This window comes from Georgenia subflava, assembly GCF_009193155.1.
Lineage (GTDB): Bacteria > Actinomycetota > Actinomycetes > Actinomycetales > Actinomycetaceae > Georgenia > Georgenia subflava.
In genome coordinates this window covers 261,987-276,106 of record NZ_VUKD01000002.1, presented here as the reverse complement: position 1 = coordinate 276,106, position 14,120 = coordinate 261,987, and the positions used below count along the sequence as shown (strand labels likewise).

Annotated in this window: 16 protein-coding genes and 1 pseudogene; 5 read left to right on the top strand and 12 right to left on the bottom strand. The window is 73.9% G+C overall.

Annotation, left to right across the window (positions count from 1 at the left end):
• Positions 1-54 precede the first annotated feature (54 nt).
• Positions 55-1,191: a DUF3048 domain-containing protein gene (locus tag GD748_RS07800; protein WP_152194627.1), complete on the bottom strand. Its 1,137-nt coding sequence runs from the start codon at positions 1,189-1,191 to the stop codon at positions 55-57.
• Positions 1,192-1,255: 64 nt separating this feature from the next.
• On the opposite strand from GD748_RS07800, the gene GD748_RS07795 reads away from it, so the two are divergent.
• Positions 1,256-2,584, top strand: coding sequence for an AMP-binding protein (locus GD748_RS07795; RefSeq protein ID WP_226920973.1), 1,329 nt, complete (start codon positions 1,256-1,258; stop codon positions 2,582-2,584).
• A 97-nt stretch (positions 2,585-2,681) separates the two neighbouring features.
• Positions 2,682-3,551 (top strand): 1,4-dihydroxy-2-naphthoate polyprenyltransferase, encoded by an 870-nt coding sequence (locus tag GD748_RS07790; RefSeq protein ID WP_152194626.1) that lies wholly within the window; start codon positions 2,682-2,684, stop codon positions 3,549-3,551.
• 138 nt (positions 3,552-3,689) lie between these two features.
• Here the strand turns inward: GD748_RS07790 and GD748_RS07785 are convergent.
• Positions 3,690-3,872 (bottom strand): annotated as a pseudogene (locus GD748_RS07785) (DUF4229 domain-containing protein); the annotation flags it as partial.
• 145 nt (positions 3,873-4,017) lie between these two features.
• On the opposite strand from GD748_RS07785, the gene GD748_RS07780 reads away from it, so the two are divergent.
• Positions 4,018-4,602, top strand: a complete 585-nt coding sequence (locus tag GD748_RS07780) for a PLD nuclease N-terminal domain-containing protein (protein WP_193312879.1) — start codon at positions 4,018-4,020, stop codon at positions 4,600-4,602.
• Between the two features lie 15 nt (positions 4,603-4,617).
• Here the strand turns inward: GD748_RS07780 and ccsB are convergent, their stop codons facing one another.
• The 6 genes from ccsB to GD748_RS07750 form a co-directional block, all read right to left on the bottom strand.
• Positions 4,618-5,580, bottom strand: coding sequence for a c-type cytochrome biogenesis protein CcsB (ccsB, locus tag GD748_RS07775; RefSeq protein WP_226920971.1), 963 nt, complete (start codon positions 5,578-5,580; stop codon positions 4,618-4,620).
• Positions 5,577-7,298 carry a cytochrome c biogenesis protein ResB gene (gene resB, locus GD748_RS07770; RefSeq protein WP_226920968.1) on the bottom strand — a complete coding sequence of 574 codons (1,722 nt, stop codon included), beginning with the start codon at positions 7,296-7,298 and terminating at the stop codon, positions 5,577-5,579. The genes ccsB and resB overlap by 4 nt, the downstream gene beginning before the upstream one ends.
• A gap of 2 nt (positions 7,299-7,300) precedes the next feature.
• Positions 7,301-8,041, bottom strand: a complete 741-nt coding sequence (locus GD748_RS07765; protein ID WP_152195050.1) for a cytochrome c biogenesis CcdA family protein — start codon at positions 8,039-8,041, stop codon at positions 7,301-7,303.
• Positions 8,042-8,086: 45 nt separating this feature from the next.
• Complete coding sequence (locus GD748_RS07760; RefSeq protein WP_226920965.1) at positions 8,087-8,716, bottom strand: TlpA family protein disulfide reductase; 630 nt, start codon at positions 8,714-8,716, stop codon at positions 8,087-8,089.
• Positions 8,713-9,396, bottom strand: coding sequence for a histidine phosphatase family protein (locus GD748_RS07755; protein ID WP_152194624.1), 684 nt, complete (start codon positions 9,394-9,396; stop codon positions 8,713-8,715). The genes GD748_RS07760 and GD748_RS07755 overlap by 4 nt, the downstream gene beginning before the upstream one ends.
• A gap of 82 nt (positions 9,397-9,478) precedes the next feature.
• Positions 9,479-9,958, bottom strand: a complete 480-nt coding sequence (locus GD748_RS07750) for a MarR family winged helix-turn-helix transcriptional regulator (protein WP_152194623.1) — start codon at positions 9,956-9,958, stop codon at positions 9,479-9,481.
• A gap of 221 nt (positions 9,959-10,179) precedes the next feature.
• Between GD748_RS07750 and GD748_RS07745 the strand changes: the two genes are divergently transcribed.
• On the top strand, positions 10,180-10,755 hold the full coding sequence (locus tag GD748_RS07745) for a YceI family protein (protein WP_152195048.1): 576 nt from the start codon (positions 10,180-10,182) through the stop codon (positions 10,753-10,755).
• 201 nt (positions 10,756-10,956) lie between these two features.
• Here the strand turns inward: GD748_RS07745 and GD748_RS07740 are convergent, their stop codons facing one another.
• A complete protein-coding gene (locus GD748_RS07740) occupies positions 10,957-11,226 on the bottom strand; it encodes a glutaredoxin family protein (protein WP_152194622.1) in 270 nt (89 codons plus the stop codon).
• Between the two features lie 53 nt (positions 11,227-11,279).
• On the opposite strand from GD748_RS07740, the gene GD748_RS07735 reads away from it, so the two are divergent.
• Positions 11,280-12,107 (top strand): HAD family hydrolase, encoded by an 828-nt coding sequence (locus GD748_RS07735; RefSeq protein WP_152194621.1) that lies wholly within the window; start codon positions 11,280-11,282, stop codon positions 12,105-12,107.
• Between the two features lie 142 nt (positions 12,108-12,249).
• On the opposite strand, the gene GD748_RS07730 is transcribed toward GD748_RS07735, so the two are convergent.
• The 3 genes from GD748_RS07730 to GD748_RS07720 all read right to left on the bottom strand — a co-directional run bounded on the left by GD748_RS07730 (position 12,250) and on the right by GD748_RS07720 (position 14,060).
• The gene (locus GD748_RS07730) at positions 12,250-12,348 is read right to left on the bottom strand and encodes a 30S ribosomal protein bS22 (protein WP_005504750.1); all 99 of its coding nucleotides are present in this window, start codon (positions 12,346-12,348) and stop codon (positions 12,250-12,252) included.
• Between the two features lie 98 nt (positions 12,349-12,446).
• Entirely contained in the window at positions 12,447-12,665 is a 219-nt protein-coding gene (locus GD748_RS07725; protein ID WP_152194620.1) for a helix-turn-helix domain-containing protein, read from the bottom strand.
• A 219-nt stretch (positions 12,666-12,884) separates the two neighbouring features.
• A complete protein-coding gene (locus GD748_RS07720) occupies positions 12,885-14,060 on the bottom strand; it encodes an acetoin utilization protein AcuC (protein WP_152194619.1) in 1,176 nt (391 codons plus the stop codon).
• Positions 14,061-14,120: the final 60 nt, after the last annotated feature.

Below are 14,120 nucleotides of genomic sequence, written 5' to 3'. Positions count from 1 at the left end.
CTGCTGCCGACGACGGGCAACCTCTGCGGGCGCCGTCGCCGGTAGGTCCGGTGCTCACTGGTAGGCCACGGTGCCGCCGATGGCGGGCACGAGCTCGATCCAGGTCGTCCCGGGGGCGAGCTCGATCGTGCGCCCGTCGACGTCGGTGAGCACCACCGGCTCGAGCTCACCCGTCTTGGACCAGGTGCCCTCGATCACGTGGCCGCCGGTGGCGACGAGCGCCGGCCCCTCCCCCACCAGAACCGTCTCCGGGACGGGGTTGCCCGCGACGTCGGCCGTGCCGGTCTGCACCACCTGGACGCGCAGGGCGACCACGTTCGTGGCCAGGAGCGGATCGCCGTCGGCCGAGAGCTGCGCCACGCCGCCCTCGTCACGCGTCCACGCCCCCGGGACGGTGCCCCGGCCCACGTCGGCCGCCGGCGCCCAGCTCCAGCCCGGTGCCGCGCTCGGGAAGGCGATGTCGAGGACCGTGGCCGGGGTGCCGCGGACCACGGCGCTCGCCGTCGCCGCGTCCTCGGCGAAGGCCAGCTGACCGGCCGGGGCGGTGCTGTGCGAGGCGTCCGCCTGCGTCCAGAACGCCTCTCCGGTGCCGTAGAGGTTGTGCGGGGCCCGGCGCTGCGGGCTGCGGAAGAAGCCCGCGTCGCCGTGGTCGTCCGCGAGCAGCTGGAGGCCGACCTCACGGACGTCGGCCACGAACTGCGCCTGCCCGCCGGAGAAGACCATGAGCCCGCCGAGCGGTCCGGAGATCGCCGCGTCCATCGGCCGCACGGAGCGGATCGGTCCGAGCTCGCCGGGCACGACGGAGTGGTAGACGGCGTTGAAGCGGGTGATGCCGCCCTCGACCATCTCCTCCCAGACCACGTCGGCCTCCTCCAGGCCGGACTGCGGGCGCGAGGCGGCGGAGTTCTCGATCTTGACCGACATCGCCGGACGCTCCTCGAGGTCGCCGACGATGCCCGTCAGCGGCCACACCTCCGGCTCAGGCTCCGGCTCCGGCTCGGGCGCCGGGGTCGTCGGCTCGACGGTCGGCTTCGCGACCGTCGGCCCCACCTGGGGAGCGGGCACCGACGAGGTGCAGGCGCCGAGCCCGAGCGCCAGTGCGAGCACGAGGCCGGCGAGGCCCAGACGGCGGCTCGGCGGTCGAGCCCCCGACGTCGGGCGTGGTCGACCGGGGGAAGTACTCGCGCGCATCCTTGCCATCCTGCTCGTCGCTGCGTTGCTCCGGTCAGAGTAGCTCCGATCTACCCTGGGATCCGTGACCAACGCCCCGGTTCTGCCGGCCCACGGCAGCCCGCTGCATCTGCGTGCGCTCCCCGGCGGGACGCGGCCCCAGCACGTGGCGGTCCTGCTCGCCGCGGTCCGGGACGTTCTCGACGGCGCCGCGCAGGCACTCGTCCCCCACGCGCCCGAGGAGGACCGTGACGAGGTGCTCGCCACGCTCCGTCTCCGGCTGGCGCGTGCGGTCCCGGCCGGCACGGCCGCGGTCCTGCAGACCTCCGGATCCACCACGGGCACCGGGCACCTGGTCGCACTGAGCGCCGCAGCCCTCACGGCGTCGGCGCGAGCGACCGAGGAGCGCCTGGCCGGTCCCGGGCAGTGGCTGCTCGCCGTCCCCGCGCACCATGTCGCCGGCCTCCAGGTGCTCGTCCGCTCGGTGGTCGCGGGCACCGAACCGGTGCTGCTCGACACGAGCGACGGGTTCGACGCCCACCGCCTCGCCGGCGCCGCCGAGGCGATGCGCGACGACGTCCCCGGCTACCTCTCCCTCGTCCCCACCCAGCTCGTCCGGGTCCTCGAGGCCGGGCCGGACGCCGTCGCCCCGCTGCGCCGGCTGGCGGCGATCCTCGTCGGCGGTGCCGCCCTGCCGCCGCAAGCACTGACCCGCGCCCGGGACGCGGGGCTGCGGGTCGTGACGACCTACGGCATGACGGAGACGGGCGGAGGGTGCGTCTACGACGGCGCCCCGCTCCCCGGGGTCCGGCTCCGGGTCGCCGGCGGGCACGGCCGCATCGAGATCGCCGGGCCGATGCTCGCGACCGGCTACCTCGACGACCTCGCCGCCGACTCCGCGACCTTCGTCGCGGAGGACGGCGTGCGGTGGCTGCGCACCTCCGACCGCGGGGTCCTGGCGCCCCTGCCGGCGCCGGACGACGGACCGGCCGACGACGCCGGGGGCGGGCCGCGACCCGGCGACGCCAGCCCCGCGCGGCTGCAGGTCCTCGGGCGGGTCGACGACGTCATCAACACCGGCGGGGTCAAGGTGTCCCCCGCGGCCGTGGAGCGGCTGCTCGGCGCGCTCCCCGGCGTCGCGGAGGTCGCCGTCGTCGGGGTCCCCGACGACGAGTGGGGCCAGCTGGTGACCGCCGTCGTCGTGCCGTCGGCCACGGCGCCGGCACCGGACCTGGAGACGCTCCGGGAGCTCGTGCGCGACGCCCTCGGCGGCGCGCACGCACCGCGGGCCGTGGTGACCGCGCCGGCCCTGCCGCAGCGCGGCCCGGGGAAGATCGACCGGATCGCCCTCACGCGCGAGGCGGAGGCCGCCCTCGCCGACGGGCGGCGCGGCGGCACCCAGCGGCTCGGCTGACACGGCAGGTGCGGTGCCCGGTCGCCACGCCGCGCGCCGATATCCTTCCCGGGACCCGCGCGGCCCGTCCCGCGCGCCCCTCGAGCTCCGGAGCACCATGGCGACCCTGACCGACTGGCTCGAGGGCGCGCGCCTACGGACGCTGCCGGCCGCCGTCTCGCCGGTGCTCATCGGGACCGGCGCGGCCGCGGGACTCGGCCAGGCCTCGGTCCCGCGTGCGCTGCTCGCCGCCGGCGTCGCCCTCGCGCTGCAGGTGGGCGTGAACTTCGCCAACGACTACTCCGACGGGGTCCGCGGCACCGACGACGTCCGCACCGGACCGCCGCGCCTGACCGGCGGTGGCAAGGCGAGCCCGGGGGCGGTGCGACGCGCGGCCCTGCTCAGCCTCGGCGTCGGCGCCGTGCTCGGCGTCGTCCTCGTCGCGCTGACCGGCTCGTGGTGGCTGCTGGCCCTCGGGGTGCTCGCGGTCCTCGCGGCATGGGGCTACACGGGCGGTCGCAACCCGTACGGCTACCTCGGCCTGGGCGAGGTCGGCGTCTTCCTCTTCTTCGGGCTGATGGCCACGCTCGGCACCACCTGGACCCAGGCCCTCGAGCTGTCGTGGCCCGCGTGGGCGGGGGCGGTCGGCGTCGGGCTCATCGCCTGCGCCCTGCTGATGGTCAACAACATCCGCGACATCCCGACCGACTCGCAGGTCGGCAAGAACACCCTCGCCGTCCGGCTGGGCGACCGGCGGGCGCGGTGGACCTACGTGGGGATGGTGTGGGCGCCGGTCGTCCTGGGGGTGCTGTGCGCGCTCTCCTCCCCGTGGGCGCTACTGGTCCTGCTGCTCGCGCCGGCGGCGGTGCGCCTCTCGCGCATCGTGCTCGGTGGTGCCGTCGGGCGCGACCTCATCGTGGTCCTGAGGGACACCGGGCTGCTCGAGCTCGGTTACGGCGTGCTGCTCGGGCTCGGTCTCGCGCTCTGACCCACCCGGCTCGGCCGGCGCCCGGTCCGCGGCCGGGTGGTGGGGTGGCGAGGTCCCGGCGTCGACGATCGCGTCCTCGTAGGCGGCATCCGCCTCGACGGTCGGGGAGAACCGGGGCCGCGGCCGACGCGCGGGGTCGCGCTCGGCCAGCACCTGGACCGCGGCGTCCCGCTGCTTGCCGAGCACGAGGAACGAGACCAGGGCACCGACCACGAGGGCGGTGATCCACAGGACCCACGACCTCATGCCCACCCAGTAGAGCAGCCCGGCCGCGGCGAGCACGATGAGCAGACGCAGCACGGTGTAGACGAGCAGACGCATGCGGTCAAGGGTATGCGCGCACGGGACCTCGCAGCGGCCGGCTCCACGCAGCGCACCGGACCTCGAAACGGTCGGCTCCGCGCAGCGCACGGGTGGTCAGCTCCACGCAGCGCACGGGTGGCACGTCCGCGGATACCCTGGGAGCATGCTCCGCCTGCTCCTCGTGATTCTTCCCCTCGCGCTGGTGATCTACGCGCTCATCGACTGCGCGCGCACACCTGACGACGAGATGCCGGCCGGGATCCCGAAGATCGTGTGGATCGTCCTCATCATCCTTTTCCCGGGCATCGCGGCGCTGGCCTGGATCATCGTGAGCCGCGTCGCACGCTCCGAGGCCACGGCAGCCGCGAGGGTGCGCCCCGGGCTGTGGAGCAGCCCGACGCCGCCCCGCCCGGTCCGACGGCACGGCCCGTTGGCGCCGGACGACGACCCCGACTTCCTCGCCCGGCTGGAGTCCGAGCGCCGTCGGGCGGAGCGCGAGCGTAACCGGCGGGACCGGGCGGAGCAGCAGGCGCTCGAGCAGGGCCGCCGGCCGGCCGAGATCACCGACGGCGCCGAGGGCGCCGCGACCGGTGGGACTCACGACACCGCGCCGGAGCTGCCCGCCGCCGAGGGCGACGGTCTCCCGCGCCCCGCATCCGGCGAGCGCGACGGGCTCCCCCGTCCGGCGTCGGACGAGGACGACCCGACGTCCGCCGGCGGTCCCGCCCCGCACCAGCCGCGGCAGTAGCTGCTTCGGGCCGGGTCAGCCGATGCCGCTGTAGGAGTGCAGGCTGTTGAAGATCAGGTTGACCACGAAGTAGTTCGCCAGCACGCACACGAAGCCGAAGATCGACAGGTAGGCGGCGCGTCGCCCCTCCCACCCGCGGGTGGCCCGCGCGTGCAGGTACGCGGCGTAGACGACCCAGATGACGAAGGTCCAGGTCTCCTTGGGGTCCCAGCCCCACGGGCGGCCCCAGGCGTGCTCGGCCCAGATGGCGCCGGCGATCAGGGTGAACGTCCACATCACGAAGCCCACGGCGTTCAGCCGGAACGCGAGCCTCTCGAGCTCCGCGGACGAGGGCACCGTCTCCCACAGCCGCGACCAGCGCCCGGGCGCACCCGCGGGCGCCGCACCGCCGCCGGCCGGAGCACCAGCGCCCACCAGGGCCGGCTCCTCGACGGCGGCCTGCTCGGTCTCCGCCCGGCGCAGCTCCTGGCGCTCACGGACCAGCTGGACACCGGACAGGGTCGCCGCGACGGCCAGGACGCCGGTCCCGATCGTCGCGATGGAGACGTGGATGACCAGCCAGTAGCTGTCCAGCGCCGGCTGGACGCCGTCGGCCCGGACGTACAGCACGGAGACGGCGATGCCGAGCATCAGCAACGCCCCGCCGATGACGAAGGTGCCCAGGAACCGCATGTCCCGCCCGCGCTGCAGCCCGAGGAAGACGGCGACGGCGACGAACGTGAACAGGATCGAGAACTCGTACATGTTCGCCCACGGCACCCGGCCGGCGGCGATCCCGCGGGTGAGCACACCCACCAGGTGCAGGGCGGCACCGACCCACGTGGTCGACATGGCGATGCCGACCGCGCGACGCGGCTTGTCCGCGGGGCCCCGGTCCCGCAGCCCGGACAGGTCCACGGCGAAGGCGACGAGCGCCACCGTGTAGGCGGCCATCGCGCCGTAGATCAGCAGCGTGCTCAGCTGGCCGATGTCAGTCACTCTTCAGTCCTTCCTGGACCGGGACGCGGGCGGGTCGCCGCCGTCGTCCCGGCTGCTGCGGCGCGCGGTGCGCCGTCTGTCGAACCATTGTGCTCCTCCGCACCGACCGCCTGGAGCACCCGGTCGAGGTCCCGCGAGAGCCCCGGGTCGTCGCCACGGGCGAGTGCCGCCGCCGCGAGGTCGGTGCCGCCGTCGGCCTGCGTCAGCCGGACCCACAGGCGTCGGCGGGGTACGAAGAGCGAGCCGAACAGGCCGATCATCGCCGTCACCGCGAAGGTCAGCAGGTAGGGCAGGGAGGGGTCGTAGCGCAGGTCGAGGGCGGCGAAGCGCGGGAGGGACTCGAAGGTGACCGAGCCGAGGCCCTCGGGCAGCTCGACCGTCTCGCCCGGCGCCAGGAAGATCGTCACCGGCGACTGCCCGCCCTCGGCGGAACCCGGCGAACCGTCCGGCGCCTCCTCGTACACCTGGCGCATGTCGTCCGAGTCCAGCACGTACACGTTCTGCGGGACGCCCTCGTCGAGGCCGAGGTCGCCGGCCCACAGGGTCAGGACCATCAGCGGCGCCTCGGGCTGCGGGTGGATGGAGTAGGCGCCGGAGCCGTCCGGCTCGACGACCGCAGTGGGCAGGAACGCACCCGTGAGGCCGAGCTGCTCCTGGTCGCCGCTGACGTCCGGGACCTTCACCACGCCGCGGGAGGTGTAGACGCCGTCCTCGGGGAGGAAGGGCACAGGGCCGGCGAAGGCCACCTCGCCCGCGCCGTCGCGCACGGTCAGCTCGGGGGCGTAGCCGTTGCCGGAGAGGTAGACGTTGGCGCCGCCGGCGTTCATCGGGTGGTTGACCTTGATTGTCTCCTCGCGGACGGCGCCGTCCGGCTCCGTGACCGAGACGTGCGCGGCGAAGTCGCGGGCCTGCGCGTCGAGCGTGAACGCGGAGGTGAAGTCCTCCAGGGTGAAGGTGAAGGGCTCGAGGTCGCCGGGGTCGAAGAACGTGCCCGGCTCGAAGGAGTCGTAGTCGACGACCGAGTTGGCGAAGGCGTCGCCCTCCACGACGAGCGCCTGGCCGCGGTAGCTGTACAGCTGACCCGCGGCCATCGCCAGCAGGACGCCCACCAGCGAGAGGTGGAAGACGATGTTGCCCGTCTCGCGCAGGTAGCCGCGCTCGGCGGTGATGCCGTCGTCGGTCACGGCGGCGCGGTAGCGCCCCTTGAGGGCGGCCAGGACCTTGCGCTCGACGGCGTCGGGGGCCTCGGCGAGGTGGCGCTCCGCGCGGACCGGGAACCGGCGGAAGGTGCGCGGCACGCGCGGCGGCTGCGAGCGCAGCGCGCGCCAGTGCACGGCGACCCGCGGGAGGATGCACCCGATCAGGGACGTGAACAGCAGCAGGTAGATCGCTGCGAACCAGGGCGAGCCGAAGACGTCGAAGAAGCCGAGGCGCTCGAGCCACGGCGCCAGGGCGGGGTGCTCGTCGTGGTAGTTGGCGACGGCGGAAGGGTCCTGCGGGGTCTGCGGGAAGAACGAGCCGGGCAGGGCGGCGACCGCCATGAGGAGCAGGAGCATCAGCGCGACCCGCATGCTCGTCAGCTGCCGCCACGTCCAGCGCAGCCAGCCCCTCAGGCCCAGCGCGGGCTGACCGGGAGCGGGCGCCGAACCATCCTCCTGACCGAGGCCGACCTTGGTCGACAGGTTGGTCGGGTCGGAGATCTCTCTGACTCGGGCCACGCTCACACCACCGTCTCGAAGTTCGCGACGAGCCCCTGGAGGTACGCCGAGAGCTCCGCCCACAGCCCGGTGACGAGCGCGAGGCCGAGCAGGACGAGCAGGCCGCCACCCAGCAGCTGGATGGTGCGCCGGTGGCGTCGCAGGAAGCCCAGCACCCGGGTGGAGCGCGAGAACAGCATGGCGAGGACCACGAAGGGCACGCCGAGGCCGAGGCAGTAGGCGACGGCGAGGGTGACGCCACGGGCGGGGTCCGCGCCGTCGAGGGACAGCGTCAGCACGGCGGCCAGGGTGGGGCCGATGCACGGCGCCCAGCCGAGCCCGAAGACGACGCCGAGGAGCGGCGCGCCCCACAGCCCGGCCCGGGGCGCAACGTGCAGGCGCCGGTCGCCCTGCAGGAAGGGCAGGAGCCCCATGAAGGCCAGCCCCATGAGGATCACGAGCACGCCCATGACGCGCAGGATGACGTCCATCCACTGCTGCAGCGCGATCCCGGCGAGCGAGAACACCACGGAGAGAAGGACGAAGACGGCGGTGAAGCCCGCCACGAAGAGCAGCACCCCGGCCAGGAGCCGTCCGCCACCACGGCCTGCGGACGAGGTCCGCGCGCCCCCCGCCTGCGTGCCGGCCATGCCGCCGAGGTAGCCGACGTAGCCGGGCAGCAGCGGCAGGACGCACGGCGAGGCGAAGGAGATGACGCCCGCCACCGCCGCCACCGGCAGGGCGGCGAGCATCGAGCCATCCATCACGGTGCGCTGGAAGAGGTCAGCGATCTGCGCCCACACGCTCGTCTAGACCTCCTCGGCGAGGACGTCGTCGATGAGGTCGCGGAGGATCTGCGGGTCAGCCTGGCCGAGGATGCGCGACGCGACCCGCCCCGAGCGGTCGAGCACGACCGTCGACGGCATCGCCTGGAGCGGGACGAGCCCCTCCAGGGCGGCGACGCCGCGCGCCCGGTCGTCGTGCAGCGACGGGTACGGGACCTCGAAGGTGCGCTCGAACGCCTGCGCCGCGCCGGCGGCGTCGCGCGGGTTGATGCCCAGCAGGTGCACGCCGTCGGGGGCGTAGTCCTCGTGGATGGCCGCCAGGTCCGGCGCCTCGGCGCGGCAGGGCGGGCAGGCCGCGTACCAGAAGTTCAGGACGACGACGTCGCCGCGCCAGTCGGCCAGCGACAGCTCCGTGCCGTCGTACGTGGTGCCGGTGTGCTCGACCGGGTCGCCACGCTCCGCGACCTCCCAGATGGTGAACGACCCGTCGCCGGCCTCGTACCCGGCGTTGACGGAGCCGGGGTCGCCGGTCGTGCCGCCCGGGGCGCAGGCAGCGAGCAGCAGCGCCGCACCGGCGCCGCCCATCGCGGTCAGCAGCGAGCGCCGGGACAGGCCTCGGCGAGGGCCCGCGCCGCCGTGGTCGATGTCGTTCACGGCCGGCGACCGCCGGCGTTCTCCGCGGCGGACGACGTGCCGGGCACCATGTCGGTGGCGCCGAGCAGCAGCTCCCCGGCAGGCTCCCAGTAGCTGAGCCCGACCAGGCGGCGCCCCTCGAAGGTCAGCGAGGTCAGGGAGGCGAGCGAGCACTGCCGGCGGCGCGGGTCGTGCGCCAACGGACGGCGCTCGAGGTGGAGACGGGTGACCCAGATGGGGAGCTGGTGGCTGACGAGGAGCGCCTCTCCGCCGGCCACCCGGCTCAGTGCCGCACTGATCGCGCCGCGCATGCGCTGGACCTGGTCCACGTAGGGCTCGCCCCAGCTCGGCCGCAGCGGGTTGACGTAGGTGCGCCAGTGACGCGGGTGGGCGAGCATCGCGCGGTTCTTGTTGACCGCCATGCCCTCGAAGTGGTTCTCCGCCTCGATCAGTCGGGGGTCGGTCGCGACCTCCAGGCCGTAGGCCTCGGCGGCGGGCAGCGCGCTCTCCTGGGCGCGTTGCAGCGGGGAGGCGATCACCGTGCGGATGTCGTGCCCGCCGGAGTGGAGCACCTCGGCCACCCTGGCGACCATCTGCCGGCCGCGCTCGGAGAGGCGGAAGCCGGACCGGCGGCCGTACAGGATGCCCTCGGGGTTGTGCACCTCGCCGTGCCGCATGAGGTGGACAGTCGTTCGCTCCATGGCCCCAGTGTCGCAAACTCCGCGGGGTGCCCCGGCACGTCCTGGAGTTGCCCGTGCCACACCTGCCCGCGCCGAAGGGGCGTCAGGCGTCGGGCTCGTCGTCGTCGCGGACGAGGACGGACATGATCTCGCCGAGCTCACGCATCTGCGCGTCGCTGAGCCGGTCGACCAGCCGCGCGCGGACCGAGGCCACGTGCCCGGGCGCGGCGGCCACGAGCCGGGCATAGCCGGCGTCGGTCAGGGTGGCGTTCACCCCGCGCCTGTCGTCCGCGCAGGCGCTGCGCTCCACCAGGCCCGCCTCCTCCATGCGGCGGACCGTGTGGGTGAGGCGCGAGCGCGAGTGGACGAGCTCGTCGGCCAGCACGGACATGCGCAGGGTGCGGCCCTCCACCTCGGAGAGTCGCACGAGCACCTCGTACTCGCTGAGCGAGAGGCCGGCGGACTGCTCGAGGTCGTGGTTGAGGTCGTCCATCAGCCGGGCGGTGCCGCGCAGGAAGCTGCGCCAGGCGTGCTGCTGGGAGGCGTCGAGCCACCGCGGCTCCGCGGAGGTGGTTGTGGGCATCGTCTCTTCCTTCTCGGCCCTGGCGCGGGCAGGCGTAGCGCCGGCGTGCTGACCTGCACGATCTCACGCATGGTGGACGTTGACGAAGGTCTTTGCCGGACGCGGCCGTCCCGGGATCCGGAATGCTCCGCGGCTACCCCTTGCGCATGCCGGCGACCGTCAATATAGTTCAACCGTCAACTAACTGGTTCAACTATCAACTACTCCTGGAGGAACCGACCATGAGCTCCATCCCCGCCGGCACCTACGTAATCGACCCGTCGCACACCGAGGTCGGCTTCACGGTCCGCCACGCCGGCATCTCGAAGGTGCGCGGCAAGTTCGAGAAGTTCGAGGGCCAGATCGTCGTCGCCGAGAACTTCGCCGAGTCCACCTCGGTCGTCACCATCGACGCCAGCTCCATCAACACCGGCGACGCCAACCGCGACGGCCACCTGCGCTCGGCCGACTTCTGGGACGCCGAGAACAAGCCGACCTGGACCTTCGCCACCACCGGCGTCGAGGGCGAGGGCGAGGAGTTCACCCTCAAGGGCGACCTGACCATCAACGGTGTGACCAAGCCTGTCGCGCTGGACGCCGAGTTCAACGGCTCCGTCGTGGACGCCTTCGGGTCCCCGCGCATCGGCTTCTCCGCCGCCACGGAGATCTCGCGCAAGGAGTTCGGCCTCACCTGGAACGCCGCCATGGAGACCGGTGGCTTCCTGGTGGGCGACAAGGTCCGCATCCTCCTCGAGATCGAGGCCACCCCGGAGCAGGCCGACGCCGAGGCGAGCGCCGAGGCCGAGACCCAGGCCTGACCCAACCCCGCGAGGTTCCCGACCTCGCGCCGCCCACCGGCGGCACCCGGGCGCACTTGAGCGCCCCGAACGCACGACGGCGGCACCACAGGTGCCGCCGTCGTCGTGCGTCCGGAGCCCGCCCGGACGGGAGAAGGTCGTGGCGGAGCGTCGCGCCGGGCGCGTCACGGACCGTGGGGCCCCGGCCGCACCGCCCCCCGCTCAGGCCAGTGCGGCCCGGACCCGCCCGGCGTCGATGCGCCAGTAGCCCTGCTGGACCCCGTCGACGGTCACGACCGGCACGAGCTCGCCGTACTGCTCGCGCAGCGCGTCGTCCGTGTCGATGTCCACCTCGGTGAAGGCCTCCCCCGTCTCCGTCTCCATGCGCTGCAGCATGGTGCGGGCCTGGTCGCACAGGTGGCAGCCGGCCCGGCCGTAGAGCACCACGCGCGGGGCGTGACCGGCAGGGTCTGGCAGGTCGGGGTCGTCCATGACGACGAGCCTACGACGCCGCCGCCCGGAGTCCCCGCCGCTACGCTGGCCCGGTGTCAGCCCCCGAGGAGCCCGCCGCCGGCGCACAGGTGGCGGCCTTCTTCGACGTCGACAACACCATCGTCCGGGGCGCGAGCGCGTACCACCTCGCCCAGGAGCTCTACCGCCGCGACTTCTTCGGGCTCGGCGACATCCTCTTCGCCGCGCGTCAGTCCCTGGCGTACACGCTGCTCGGCGAGAACCTCCGGCGCATCGCCGCGATCCAGGAGCGGGCGCTGCGGCTGATGCGCGGCCACTCCGTGGCGGAGGTCATCTCCATCGGCGAGGAGGTGTACGACGAGGTCCTCGACCACCGCATCTTCCCGGGCACCCGGGCCCTGCTCCAGGAGCACCTGGACGCCGGGCACGAGGTCTGGCTGATCACCGCCACCCCGACCGAGATCTCCGACCTGCTCGCCCGGCGGCTCGGCGCCACCGGCGCGCTCGGCACCCGCGTGCAGGCCGTCGACGGCTACTACACGGGCCGGCTGGACGGGACGATGCTGCACGGTGCGGGCAAGGAGGTCGCGGTGCGCGAGCTCGCCCTCGAGCGCGGGATCGACCTGGCGGGCTCGTTCGCCTACGGCGACTCGATCAACGACGTGGCCATCATGTCCGCGGTCGGCCATCCCTGCGCCATCAACCCAGAGCCGCGGCTCCGGCTGCACGCGGCTGAGGCGGGCTGGCCGGTGCGCGACTTCCGCCGTCGGCGCCGCTCGCTGCGCGAGGATCTGCGCACCGGCGCCCGCTCGGCGCGATGGGCGGGCGCCGCGTGGGCCGTCTCCGTCGTCGTCCGCGCCGTGGTCCGGCGTCTGCGCGCACGGCTCGAGGGCCGCCCGTGACGGCGACGGCGACGCCATGCCGTCGGGGAGATCGCCCACCCGGTGCGTCAGGAGCCATGCGACTGGTCGGGTGGCCCGGGAGACGACTCAGGCCCGGCACTCGGCCGGGCCTGTGGTCTTCGGCGCCCTCAGGGGCGCCGCGTCACTTCTTGTTGCGACGCTGGTGACGCGTCTTGCGAAGCAGCTTGCGGTGCTTCTTCTTCGACATGCGCTTGCGACGCTTCTTGATGACTGAGCCCATAGGGGACCTCGCAGATGCTGATCGGTACGTACGTGGCAGCGCGCAGCATCGACCGCGCGCAGAACAGGTGGAGTCTACCTGCTCCTGCGGGCAGCGCCCTACCGGGCGCCGCCGACCTCCTGGCCCCACTCCTCGCCGAGGCCCTCGGAGATCAGCTTCTCGACGGCGAGCTCCGGCACCCGGAAGGAGCGCCCCATCCGCACGGCCGGCAGCTCGCCGGAGTGCACCATGCGGTAGACCGTCATCTTGGACACCCGCATGAGCTCGGCGACCTCGGCGACGGTGAGGAACCGCGGCGCTCCCAGCTGCTCGGCCATGTCCACCCGTTCGTATCGCTACCGCCCCGGTGGCGGCCCTAGGACCGCAATATAGAGCCAACCGGCCCCGGGCGGAAATGCTTCCGCACATCGGACGGTCCGGACAGCCCGATTCGTGCCGACGGACCAGCACGGCCGGACAGTCACGTCGGTCCGTCGCTGGGCGGTTCGACGCGGCGCCGGCGAGCGCGGGGCGCGAGGGCACGTGGGCCGCGAGGCTCAGTCCAGGAAGGGGTCGAGCCCGTGCCAGGGAAAGACCGCCTGGCGGGTGGCCATGATCGCCCGGTCCACCTCGTCGTCGGGGTTGTACCCCTCCGCGAACCGGGCGAGCTCGGTGGTGCGGCCGTCGGTCATCGTCTGCGGCGCATCCACCTCCGTCAGGTCCCAGATCATCGACCGCCACGCGTCCGGCACGGGGGTGGCGGGGTCGAGCGGGTGCCCCGCGACGACGGCGACCAGGTGTGCCCACACCCGCGGCACCACACCGACGACCTCGTACCCACCGCCACCGGTCGCCACCCAGCGGCCCCCGGCACACCGGTCGGCGAGCGCGCCCATCATCACGGCGGCCGCCCGCTGGGCGTCGACCGAGACGTCGAGCTCGGCGAGCGGGTCGGTGCCGTGGCAGTCGCAGCCGTGCTGGGTGATGAGGATGTCCGGGGCGTGCTCGCTGACGAGCGGCACGGCGAGCGCCTCGACGGCGCGCAGCCAGCCGGCGTCGCCGGTGCGTGGCGGCAGGGCCACGTTGACGGCGGAACCACGGGCGGCCGCGGAGCCGATGTCCTGGGGGTAGCCGGTGCCCGGGAACAGGCTCCCGGGGTGCTGGTGGACCGAGATGGTCAGGACCCGGTCGTCGTCCCAGAAGGCGCGCTCGACGCCGTCGCCGTGGTGGGCGTCGAGGTCGACGTAGGCGACGCGGCGCGCGCCGTTGTCCAGCAGCCAGGCGATGGCGACGGCGATGTCGTTGTAGACGCAGAACCCCGACGCCCGTTGCGGCATCGCGTGGTGCATGCCGCCGGCGAGGCTCACGGCCCGGTCGGCCGCGCCGGTCCAGACGGCCTTGGCGGCGGCGAGGGTGGCGCCGGCGATCCGGGCCGAGGCGGTGTGGACCTGGCCGAAGACCGGCGTGTCCTCGTCGCCGAGGCCCCGCTCCGGGCGCGGCTGGCCGTCCTCCTCGGCCCGCCGCACGGCCTGGACGTAGTCCGCGTCGTGCACGCGCAGGAGGTCGGCGTCCTCGGCCAGCGGCGCGTCGGCGACCTCGAGGTCCGGCAGCTCCAGCAGGCCGAGCGCGGTCAGCAGCTCCTGGGTGAGCACGAGCCGGACGGGCGCCATGGGGTGCCCGGCGCCGAAGTCGTAGCCGACCAGCTCCGGCGACCAGACGATCAGCGCACCCATCGCCCCACCGTAGCGCCCGGTGGCCGAGGCGCGGCACACGGTTCGTCGCAGGCCTCGCAC

Coding starts and splice junctions, on each gene's coding strand:
- GD748_RS07720 (WP_152194619.1), bottom strand. CDS start 14,060: ATGGGTGCGCTGATCGTCTGGTCGCCGGAGCTGGTCGGCTACGACTTC.
- GD748_RS07765 (WP_152195050.1), bottom strand. CDS start 8,041: ATGGATGGCTCGATGCTCGCCGCCCTGCCGGTGGCGGCGGTGGCGGGC.
- GD748_RS07790 (WP_152194626.1), top strand. CDS start 2,682: ATGGCGACCCTGACCGACTGGCTCGAGGGCGCGCGCCTACGGACGCTG.
- GD748_RS07780 (WP_193312879.1), top strand. CDS start 4,018: ATGCTCCGCCTGCTCCTCGTGATTCTTCCCCTCGCGCTGGTGATCTAC.
- GD748_RS07730 (WP_005504750.1), bottom strand. CDS start 12,348: ATGGGCTCAGTCATCAAGAAGCGTCGCAAGCGCATGTCGAAGAAGAAG.
- GD748_RS07800 (WP_152194627.1), bottom strand. CDS start 1,191: ATGCGCGCGAGTACTTCCCCCGGTCGACCACGCCCGACGTCGGGGGCT.
- GD748_RS07740 (WP_152194622.1), bottom strand. CDS start 11,226: ATGGACGACCCCGACCTGCCAGACCCTGCCGGTCACGCCCCGCGCGTG.
- GD748_RS07750 (WP_152194623.1), bottom strand. CDS start 9,958: ATGCCCACAACCACCTCCGCGGAGCCGCGGTGGCTCGACGCCTCCCAG.
- GD748_RS07745 (WP_152195048.1), top strand. CDS start 10,180: ATGAGCTCCATCCCCGCCGGCACCTACGTAATCGACCCGTCGCACACC.
- GD748_RS07725 (WP_152194620.1), bottom strand. CDS start 12,665: ATGGCCGAGCAGCTGGGAGCGCCGCGGTTCCTCACCGTCGCCGAGGTC.
- GD748_RS07755 (WP_152194624.1), bottom strand. CDS start 9,396: ATGGAGCGAACGACTGTCCACCTCATGCGGCACGGCGAGGTGCACAAC.